Raw genomic sequence first — 5,829 nt, forward strand, 5'->3', positions numbered from 1 at the left:
GTGGGGGAGAAGCTCGGTGCCGTCGGGCAGCTGCGGGCCGGGGTCCGGGCGTACCGGATGATCGCGGCGATGTGGATTCGCTCCACGATGGCGTACCGGGCCTCCTTCGCCATGGCGGCCTTCGGCAACTTCGCCGCGACCGGCCTCGACTTCGTCGCCATCCTGCTGATGTTCTCCCACGTCGACGCGCTGGGCGGCTACACGCTGCCCGAGGTGGCCTTCCTGTACGGGACGGCGGGCGCCGCCTTCGGGCTGGCCGACCTGGTGATGGGGTCCATGGACCGGCTGGGCCGACGGGTGCGCGACGGCACGCTCGACACTCTGCTCGTACGCCCCGTCCCGGTCCTCGCGCAGATCGCGGCCGACCGCTTCGCGCTGCGCAGGCTGGGGCGGATCACGCAGGGGCTGCTGGTGCTCGGGTACGCGCTGGCGGTGCTGGACATCGCGTGGACGCCGCTGAAGGTGCTCCTGGTGCCGGTGATGATCCTGAGCGGGGCGGTGATCTTCGCGTCGGTGTTCGTGGCGGGCGCTGCGTTCCAGTTCTGGGCGCAGGACGCGTCGGAGGTGCAGAACTCCTTCACGTACGGCGGCACCACGCTGCTCCAGTACCCGCCGACGGTCTTCGCGAAGGACCTCGTGCGCGGGGTGACGTTCGTGCTGCCGCTGGCCTTCGTCAACTGGCTTCCGGCGCTGTACGTGCTGGACCTGCCGTACCCCCTCGACCTGCCGTTTTGGTTCGCGTTCCTGCCGCCGCTGGTGGCGGGGGTGTGCTGCGCGCTGGCCGGGGCGGCGTGGCGGGTGGGCCTTCGTTCGTACCGCAGTACGGGGAGCTGATGCCGTATGGAAAGTGACTTCATCGCGCTGGACGGCGTCGAGAAGGTCTTCGACGTACGCCGCAGAACGGGCCGGCTGCGGCGCGAGAAGACACGGGTGCGGGCGGTCGACGGGATCAGCTTCGCGGTTCCGCGCGGTGAGATGGTCGGCTACATCGGGCCGAACGGCGCGGGCAAGTCGACCACCATCAAGATGCTCACCGGCATCCTCACCCCGAGCGGCGGGCGGGTGCGGGTCGCGGGCATCGACCCGGCGCGGGAGCGGACGCGGCTGGCGCGGCACATCGGGGTGGTGTTCGGCCAGCGGACGACGCTGTGGTGGGACCTGCCGCTGCGTGACTCGTACCGGCTGATGCACCGGATGTACCGCATCCCCGACGACCGCTTCAAGGCCAACATGGCCCGCTGCGTCGAACAGCTCGACCTGGGTGAGCTGCTGGACGTACCGGTGCGGCAGTTGTCGCTGGGGCAGCGGATGCGCGGCGACATCGCGGCGGCGCTGCTGCACGACCCGCAGGTGCTGTACCTCGACGAGCCGACGATCGGGCTCGACGTGATCTCCAAGGCGAAGGTGCGCGACTTCCTGCGCGACCTGAACGCGGAGCGCGGTACGACGGTGCTGCTGACGACCCACGACCTGACGGACATCGAGCAGCTGTGCAAGCGCGTGATGGTCATCGACCACGGGCGGCTGGTGTACGACGGGGCGCTCGCCGGACTCCACGAGGTGGGCGAGAGCGAACGGACCCTGGTGGTGGACCTGGAGCGCGAGCTGCCGCCGGTCGAGGTGGCGGGGGCGCGGGTGCTGAGGGTGGAGGGTCCACGGCAGTGGCTGGCGTTCCCGGCGTCGGTTTCGGCGGCGCCGCTGGTGGCGGCGGTGGCGCAGCGGTATCCGCTGGTGGACCTGTCGGTGCGGGAGCCGGACATCGAGGCGGTGATCGCGAAGATGTACGCGGACCGGTCGACGCTGTGAACGCCGGGGCTGGAACCGCCGGCCCAGCCGGTCGGCGCTGTGAACGTCGGGGCCGGCACCTCCGGCCCGGCCGCGGATGCCGTCGCGAACGCTGGGACAGGGCCGTTGAGTTGACTAGGCTGGAACGTATGACCAGTGGACTTCCGGAGATGCGCGCCTCCGACGCCGAGCGCGAGCGGGTGGCAGAGGTGCTGCGTGAGGCGGTCGCCGAGGGGCGGCTGGACATGGAGGAGTTCGACGAGCGCCTGGACGCCGTCTACAAGGCGCGCACGCACGGAGAGCTCGAACCGCTGGTCCGGGACCTGCCGGTGCCGGGCACGGCCGTCCCGGTCGCCGTGGCCGCCGCCTCGTCCGGTGCGCCGGCCTCCTGGGCGGGCCGGATCGGCGGCCCGGCCACCTCGCGTGGCGGGTTCGCCTTCTGGGGCGGCTTCGGCCGCAAGGGCACGTGGACCGTGGGCCGCAGGTTCACGGGGTTCGCGATGATGGGCGGCGGCGAGATCGACCTGCGCGAGGCGCGCTTCGAGGAGCGCGACACCGTGATCCGCTGCTTCACGATCATGGGCGGGATCGCGGTCACGGTGCCGCCGGGCCTGGACGTGAACGTCAAGGGCGTCGGCTTCATGGGCGGCTTCGGCGACCTGACCACGCAGTCGACGGAGCCGGTGGCGCCGGACTCGCCGCGCGTGACGATCACCGGGTTCGCGCTGATGGGCGGCGTGGGCGTCGAACGCAAGATCACACGAGCGGAGAGGCAGCGCCTCAAGGAGGCGCGCAAGCAGGAGAAGCTGGCGAGGAAGGCGGAGGCGGAGTCCGGGTCCCGGTCCGGCGCCAAGCCCCGGCTCAAGCCCGGTTCCACGTCGGGGTCCGCTTCCTCGTCGGACTCCTCGTCGGACTCCTCGTCCGAGTCCGGGTCCGGGTCCGACTCCTGGTCCGGATCAGGGTCGGACTGACCGCGACGTGCGGTGCGACTGACCGGGAGGAGCGGGTCCGACCGACCACGACGTGCGGATCCGACTCGACCGCGCGGAGTGGTACCGACTGACCGCGAGGAGCGAATCCGGCCTACCGGGACGAGCGGGCGCGGCTGGACCGCGCCGAGCGGTTCCGGCTGACCGCCGTGAGCGCGTTCGGCTGGACCGCGCGGCGCCCGGCCGCGCCCGGCCGCTCCGCGCTCACACCCCCGCGGCGTCCGCGCTCCGGTTCAGGGCGGCGAGGTCGAACGCCGTGCCCATGCGCCGGTAGCCCTCGTCGCTCGGGTGCAGGTGGTCGCCCGAGTCGTACGCGGGCAGGAGCCGGTCCGGGGCGTACGGGTCGCGCAGCGCCGCGTCGAAGTCCACCACCGCGTCGAAGATGCCGCGCGTGCGGATCACCTCGTTGACGCTGTCCCGCACCGCTTCGAGCCGCGGGTTGTGCGCCCGGGTGCCCTCGAACGGCATGATCGTCGAGCCGACCACGCGCAGGCCGCGCGCCCGCGCCTGACGGGCGAGCTGTTCGAGGCCCGACGTGATGCGCGCGGGTTCGAGCTCGTGCGGCGGCCGCAGGATGTCGTTGATGCCGAGGACGACGACGACCGCCTTGGCGCCGGAGCGTGAGAGCACGTCACGGTCGAAGCGGGCGAGGCCGCTCGGGCCCGTACCGTCGCTGAGCAGCCGGTTGCCGCTGATGCCCGTGTTGAGCACGCCGTAGCGCCCGTCGAGGCGGTCGGCGAGGACGTCCGTCCAGCGGCGGTTCGCGCCGGCCGTGGAGGTGACCCCGTCGGTGATCGAGTCACCGATGACGACGACCGCGCCCTCCGCCTTGCCGTTCAGGACGTCGACGGCCGTGAGGTAGCGCCAGTACGGCGTCTGCCCGGTGTAGGCGGTGCCGAGCGGGTCCTCGGTGCGGTCGCCCTCCGCGAGGTAGGACGTCTGGCGGGCCCGCGGATGGTGCGTCACCGGGCCGCTGGGCGTGGGGGAGTAGGTGGTGACGAGCAGGTCCCCGTCGTACGGCACCTTCAACAGGGCCGGGTCGCTGACGACCTGTCCGCCGGGCGGGATCACGACCGAGGGCGAGCCGCCGAAGAGCAGGCGGCGCATCGTGCCGTTCGCGGCGGTCGGGGCGCCGGGGGTGGCGGCCACGGCGATCGAGGCGTGGGTGATGCGCAGCGGTTGTGCGCCGAAGAGGTTGGAGAGGGTGATGCGGGCGCTGCTGCCACCGATGCTGGTGTGTACGACGTTACGAATCGAACGCCCGGGGAAACCTTGCTCCGTACCGGGCTCGGCGAAGGCGGGCGCGGTGGACCAGGTGCCGATCCAGGACGCGGAGGTGGCGGGTGCCGCGGAACGGAGCGGCGTGCGGGGACGGGCCTGTGTGTCGTCGTCAGGGCCGTGACCGCCGAGCGTCGCTCCGGCGAATATGGCCCCCGAAATGAGGACAACCACCGCGGCGAGCGCGGCGAGCAAGGCATAACCGTTGCGCTTGGTCATGCTCGGTGTATCTCCTCGGGCGCAGGGAGCCCGAGGCTCCGTTCGAACTCACTCCATGATGCGCCATTGCACCGCCCTGGTAGACGCCGGGAACTCCCCGTGCGTTCCACGAGTAGGTCAGGTAGGGAAATTCAGGTACGAGACGGTGCGTACGAGACGGCGTGCCAGGCGGACGGGTGGAGCGGATGGATCGCAAGACGACGGGAACTGACGACATGTCCGACCAGCGGTTTTCCGGGCCCGGGCCCGCTGCCGCCCCGCTCCCGCCCTTCGCGTACAGCGCGGCCGACGAAGAGAAGCGCCAGGGCGTACGCCGTATGAAGGCGACCGCCACCGGGCTGCTGCTCCTGGTCGCTGTGATTTATGTCCTGGCGACGTGGGCTGAGCGGTCGGGAATCGACGGCTGGCCGGCCTACGTCGCGGCGGCGGCGGAGGCGGGCATGGTGGGCGCGCTGGCGGACTGGTTCGCCGTGACGGCCCTCTTCAAACGCCCGATGGGCCTGCCCATCCCGCACACCGCGATCATCCCGACGAAGAAGGACCAGCTGGGCACGACGCTGGGGTCCTTCGTCGGCGAGAACTTCCTCTCCGAGGACGTCGTACGCACCCGCCTGCGCGCCATCGGCGTCGGCTCCCGCGTCGGGACCTGGCTCGCGGAGCCGGACCACGCCGACCGGGTGACGGAGGAACTGTCCACGGCCCTGCGCGGCGCGCTGACCGTCCTGCGCGACTCCGACGTGCAGGCGGTCGTCGGTGAGGCGATCACGCGGCGGGCGGACGCGGCGGAGGTCGCGCCGGGGATCGGGAAGGCGCTGGAGAGCATCGTCGCGGACGGTTCGCACGACCGCGCGGTCGACCTGATCTGCACCCGCGCCTACGCCTGGCTTGTGCACCACGCGGACTCCGTGATGGAGGCGATCGAGGGCGGTGCGCCGGGCTGGACGCCGCGCTTCGTGGACCGCAAGGTCGGCGACCGCGTCTACAAGGAACTGCTGCGTTTCATCTCCGAGATGCGCGACGAGCCGGACCACCCGGCGCGCGGCGCGATCGACCGTTTCCTGACGGACTTCGCCTCCGACCTCCAGTCGGACGCGGACACTCGCTCGCGGGTGGAGCGGCTGAAGTCGGAGATCCTGGGGCGGGGCGAGGTGCAGGACGTGATCGCCTCGGCGTGGGCGTCCGTACGCACCATGATCATCTCGGCGGCGGAGGACGAGCAGAGCGAACTGCGCCTGCGGGTGCGGTCCTCGCTGCTCTCCCTGGGCCGGCGGCTGGCGACGGACGGACGGCTGCAGGGGAAACTGGACGGGTGGCTGGAGGACGCGGCGGTGTACGTGGTGACGACGTACCGCGGCGAGATCACTTCGCTGATCAGCGACACGGTGGCCGGCTGGGACGCGGAGCACACGTCGAAGAAGATCGAGGCGCACATCGGCCGGGACCTTCAGTTCATCAGGATCAACGGCACGGTGGTCGGCGCGCTGGCGGGCCTGCTGATCTACACGGTGTCGCACGCGGTGGGCGGCTAGGCGGGGCGGCCGTCGGACGGTGAGGTGGG

At 71.7% G+C, this 5,829-nt stretch carries 5 protein-coding genes; 4 read left to right on the top strand and 1 reads right to left on the bottom strand.

Features of this window, described 5'->3' with window-relative positions; all coding sequences use genetic code 11:
• The 3 genes from E2E34_RS30200 to E2E34_RS30210 all read left to right on the top strand — a co-directional run bounded on the left by E2E34_RS30200 (position 1) and on the right by E2E34_RS30210 (position 2,756).
• Positions 1–834, top strand: a complete 834-nt coding sequence (locus E2E34_RS30200; RefSeq protein WP_244316263.1) for an ABC transporter permease — start codon at positions 1–3, stop codon at positions 832–834.
• 6 nt (positions 835–840) lie between these two features.
• Positions 841–1,806, top strand: coding sequence for an ABC transporter ATP-binding protein (locus E2E34_RS30205; RefSeq protein ID WP_138905048.1), 966 nt, complete (start codon positions 841–843; stop codon positions 1,804–1,806).
• Between the two features lie 128 nt (positions 1,807–1,934).
• Positions 1,935–2,756, top strand: coding sequence for a DUF1707 SHOCT-like domain-containing protein (locus E2E34_RS30210; protein ID WP_425573408.1), 822 nt, complete (start codon positions 1,935–1,937; stop codon positions 2,754–2,756).
• A gap of 222 nt (positions 2,757–2,978) precedes the next feature.
• Here the strand turns inward: E2E34_RS30210 and E2E34_RS30215 are convergent, their stop codons facing one another.
• Positions 2,979–4,271, bottom strand: a complete 1,293-nt coding sequence (locus tag E2E34_RS30215; protein ID WP_138905049.1) for an SGNH/GDSL hydrolase family protein — start codon at positions 4,269–4,271, stop codon at positions 2,979–2,981.
• Positions 4,272–4,486: 215 nt separating this feature from the next.
• On the opposite strand from E2E34_RS30215, the gene E2E34_RS30220 reads away from it, so the two are divergent.
• On the top strand, positions 4,487–5,800 hold the full coding sequence (locus E2E34_RS30220) for a DUF445 domain-containing protein (RefSeq protein WP_244316267.1): 1,314 nt from the start codon (positions 4,487–4,489) through the stop codon (positions 5,798–5,800).
• The last annotated feature ends 29 nt before the right edge of the window (positions 5,801–5,829 follow it).

Source organism: Streptomyces albidochromogenes, assembly GCF_005981925.1.
GTDB lineage: Bacteria > Actinomycetota > Actinomycetes > Streptomycetales > Streptomycetaceae > Streptomyces > Streptomyces albidochromogenes.

Excerpts from the sequence above, each read along its gene's own strand:
- E2E34_RS30210 (WP_425573408.1), top strand. The coding sequence starts at position 1,935 with ATGACCAGTGGACTTCCGGAGATGCGCGCCTCCGACGCCGAGCGCGAG.
- E2E34_RS30215 (WP_138905049.1), bottom strand. The coding sequence starts at position 4,271 with ATGACCAAGCGCAACGGTTATGCCTTGCTCGCCGCGCTCGCCGCGGTG.
- E2E34_RS30220 (WP_244316267.1), top strand. The coding sequence starts at position 4,487 with ATGTCCGACCAGCGGTTTTCCGGGCCCGGGCCCGCTGCCGCCCCGCTC.
- E2E34_RS30205 (WP_138905048.1), top strand. The coding sequence starts at position 841 with ATGGAAAGTGACTTCATCGCGCTGGACGGCGTCGAGAAGGTCTTCGAC.